Here is a 3506-nt window from a genome sequence, read left to right on the forward strand (position 1 = left end):
GAGGGTGAGGAGGGGGCCGGCGGGGGCTTTGGAGTCGCGGACGGCGATGGTGTGGGGGATGTTGCGGGCGACTTCGACGCAGTCCTGGAACTGACCGGAGTAGGTGGACTTCACAAACTGGAACTCAGGCACGTTCAGCTTTCCTTGTGCAGGCTCTCGATGAGCGCGATGGAGTCGTGCGGTGACAAGCTATGCCGCGAGATGCGATCGAACAGCTCGTTAAAGTAGGCGCACTCCTCGTTCTCCATCCACATCATGTCCCTGTGGGTGTCGCTCTCCACGACGTCAAGGGCTCCGGCCTCCGCGTAGGAGAGGATGACGAACGGACCGGATACGCCGGGGTGTGCTCCATGCCGGAACGGGAGCACCTGAAGTCGGACGTTGGGGAACTCCGAGACCTCCAGCAGCCGTTCCATCTGGCCACGCATCACGTCACGCCCACCGAACTGCTGCCGCAGCGCGCCTTCCCACATCACGGCGTGCAGTTGAACCGGGTTCTCCCCCACGAGACGCCTCTGGCGCTTCCGCTTGACCTCGACGTCCGTCTCGATCTCGTCGAGGTCGTCCCATGAAGGGTTGACCACGGCCATCGCACGTGTGTAAGCGGCCGTCTGAAGCAGTCCTGGGATCAGGGAGATCTGCCAGTTGCGGATACGGCTGGCGCCATCTTCCAGGGCGACGAAGTCGAGGAAGCCCCTGCCCTTGTTGTAATCCGCGTTCAGCCACCACCCCTTCGCCTTCCGGCGTTCACGGTCCAGCTTCGCCAGAGCAAGCAGCCGAGCCAGAACCTCGGGGTCCTCCACACCGTAGAACTCACACAGCACCCGGATGTCCGGGTCCCGCATCGGTACCCAACCCTGCTCCATCTTCACGATCTTCGAGTTGGTCGCGTTGATGGCCTCGGCGGCCTGCCGCTGGGTGAGGCCCGCCCCGTCACGCAGACGCAGCAACTCCCCACCGAGCCTGCGGCCCAGGACAGTTGAGGTCCGATTGCCCAGTGATGTCGTACGAGTCACGCGCCCAGTGTGTCCTACATAGCCCCCCGCCGTCACTCGATGGAGACAATAATCTCCGATCCGCTTGCGCCCGAGAATCGAACCCCCCTACCGTCAGGCCAACCACTACGCAAGGGAGGCCGGAACAATGCCCACCCACCACGAAGACGAACGCACCTACACCCCCACCCCCCACAACGTCACCCGCGCCCGCACCCGAACCGCCCAGCTCACCACCGACTGGGGCCACCCCACCCTCGCGGGCGACGTCGCCCTCGTCACCAGCGAACTCACCACCAACGCGATCCTCCACGGCAGCCTCCGCGACCGCCTCATCCACATCCGCCTCTTCACCACCGACACCACCCTCCGCCTGGAGGTCAGCGACCCCCGCGCGGAGCGCATCCCGTCCCCCCGCGAAGCGATCCCCACCGAACAGTTCGGCAGGGGCCTCACCTTGGTCAACTCCCTGTGCCACGACTGGGGTTACGGCCCCCGCGAGGGCATCGGCAAAACCGTCTGGGCGGAGTGGAAACTCCCGAACTGACGCCAGGCACCGCAGGTCACTCGCTCGGCGGAGTCTTCCCACCGCTTCCGCCCCGCACCGGACACCGCTCCGCCGGCGCCCCCACCAGCGCCTCCACCGGCAACCGGCGTCACGGTCACCGCTCCCTCACCAAAACGTTGCGGACTCCCCGCTTCCTTTTCAGCGAGAAGATCTTATGATTCACCTACTTATTTTCAGCCATCCAATCACCCGGTGGCCTGTCCTCACCCCCGCACGGCCTCCGCGAGAGAACGACGGTCGCTCATGCCCGACACGCGCTCCTCCGACTACACCAGCCGCCTCACCCGCCTGGAAACGTCCGGCATCAAACGCTTCCTCCCCACCCAGGCCCCCTACCGCTGGAACCTCCGCCGCCTCCACCTGGGCAGAGTCCTGGACGTGGGCTGCGGCCTCGGCCGCAACCTCCTGAACTGCTCCCCGGAGAGCGTGGGCGTCGACCACAACCCCCACTCGGTCGCCACCTGCCGGGAACGCGGCCTGACCGCGTACACCCCCGACGAACTCGACGAACCCCCGGGCTCCTTCGACAGCCTCCTGTGCGCGCACGTCCTGGAACACATGGACGCGGACCTGGGCGTCAAGATCCTCGCCGAGTACCTCCCCCTGATCAAACCGGGCGGCAAGGTCGTCCTCATCACCCCCCAGGAAGCGGGCTACAAGACGGACGCCACCCACGTCCGCTTCGTCGACTTCACGGGCCTGCGCGACCACGCGCAAACCGCGGGCGTGGCCGTGACCAGGACGTACTCCTTCCCCTTCGCCCGCCCGGTCGGCAAGGTCTTCCCGTACAACGAGTTCGTCCTGGTGGGCACAGTCCCCGCCTGACCGGCCCAGCCCTCACCCAGGTGAGGGCTTGCTCTCGGCCCGCTATTCACTCAGTACATATACGTAGTGCATACTGATCCCCATGAGCACCCGCCACATCCTCCTCGGCCTGCTCGTCACCGGCCCCAGCCACGGCTACGACCTGAAGCGGCGCCACGACGAGCGGTTTCCGCAGGCCCGGCCGCTGGCGTACGGGCAGGTGTACACGACGTTGCAGCGGCTCGTGCGGGACGGGCTCGCGGAGGTGGAGGGGACCGGGTCGGACGGGGGGCCGGAGCGGACGATGTACCGGGTCACCGAGGAGGGGCGCAAGGAGCTCACGGAGTGGGCCGCCGAGATCGCCCCGCCCGCCCCGTTCGTCGCGAACGAGATCTTCGCGAAGGTCGTCGTGGCGATCCTGAGCGGCGGGGACGCCGGGGGGTACCTCGCCGCGCAGCGCGCCGCGCACATGGCCCGGATGCGGGAGCTCACCGCCGTGAAGACGGGGCGGGACGCGGACCTCGCGACCGTGCTGTCCGCGGACTACGCCCTCAACCACCTTGACGCCGACCTCCGTTGGATGACCACCACGGGGGCCCGGCTCATCACACTCACCGAGGAGGTCGACGCCGGATGACGGACACTGCGCTTCTGTCGGGGCTCGGGCTGGGCAAGACGTACGGTGCGACACCCGCCCTGCGGGACGCCTCGCTGGAGCTGGCCGCGGGCGAGGTCCTCGCGGTCACGGGGGCCAGCGGGAGCGGCAAGTCGACGTTGCTGCACTGCCTTTCGGGGATCGTGCGGCCCGACCGGGGGTCGGTCGTGTACGCCGGCAAGGCGCTGGACGGGCTCAGCGAACGGGAGTTGAGCGAGCTGCGCCGGACGGACTTCGGCGTCGTCTTCCAATTCGGCCAGCTCATCCCGGAGTTGACCGCGCTGGACAACGTCGCCCTGCCGCTGCTGCTCGCCGGGCGGCGCCGGGACAGCGCCCGGTCCGAGGCGCGGGAGTGGCTGGAGCGGTTCGGGGTGCTGGCGCAAGAGGCCCTGCGGCCGGGGGAGATGAGCGGCGGCCAGAGCCAACGCGTCGCGCTCGCCCGCGCGTTGATCACCGGGCCGCGCGTCGTCTTCGCCGACGAGCC

The 3506-nt window shown here is 68.1% G+C and carries 6 protein-coding genes; 4 read left to right on the forward strand and 2 right to left on the reverse strand.

The window, feature by feature from the left end; translation table 11 throughout:
- On the reverse strand, positions 1-132 hold a 132-nt coding region (locus AOK24_RS46085), incomplete at its 3' end, for a DUF397 domain-containing protein (RefSeq protein WP_079056893.1).
- A 2-nt stretch (positions 133-134) separates the two neighbouring features.
- Positions 135-974, reverse strand: a complete 840-nt coding sequence (locus tag AOK24_RS19875; protein WP_079056894.1) for a helix-turn-helix domain-containing protein — start codon at positions 972-974, stop codon at positions 135-137.
- 169 nt (positions 975-1143) lie between these two features.
- On the opposite strand from AOK24_RS19875, the gene AOK24_RS19880 reads away from it, so the two are divergent.
- From AOK24_RS19880 to AOK24_RS19895, 4 genes are all read left to right on the forward strand, one after another.
- Positions 1144-1542: an ATP-binding protein gene (locus AOK24_RS19880; protein ID WP_055721410.1), complete on the forward strand. Its 399-nt coding sequence runs from the start codon at positions 1144-1146 to the stop codon at positions 1540-1542.
- 264 nt (positions 1543-1806) lie between these two features.
- Positions 1807-2388 carry a class I SAM-dependent methyltransferase gene (locus tag AOK24_RS19885; protein WP_055721411.1) on the forward strand — a complete coding sequence of 194 codons (582 nt, stop codon included), beginning with the start codon at positions 1807-1809 and terminating at the stop codon, positions 2386-2388.
- Positions 2389-2470: 82 nt separating this feature from the next.
- A complete protein-coding gene (locus AOK24_RS19890) occupies positions 2471-3004 on the forward strand; it encodes a PadR family transcriptional regulator (protein ID WP_055721412.1) in 534 nt (177 codons plus the stop codon).
- Positions 3001-3506 (forward strand): ABC transporter ATP-binding protein (locus AOK24_RS19895; protein WP_055721413.1); only part of this gene is annotated, 506 nt, incomplete at its 3' end. The genes AOK24_RS19890 and AOK24_RS19895, both read left to right, overlap by 4 nt.

The sequence above is a fragment of the Streptomyces niveiscabiei genome (assembly GCF_001419795.1).
In the GTDB taxonomy this organism is placed as follows: Bacteria; Actinomycetota; Actinomycetes; order Streptomycetales; family Streptomycetaceae; genus Streptomyces; species Streptomyces niveiscabiei.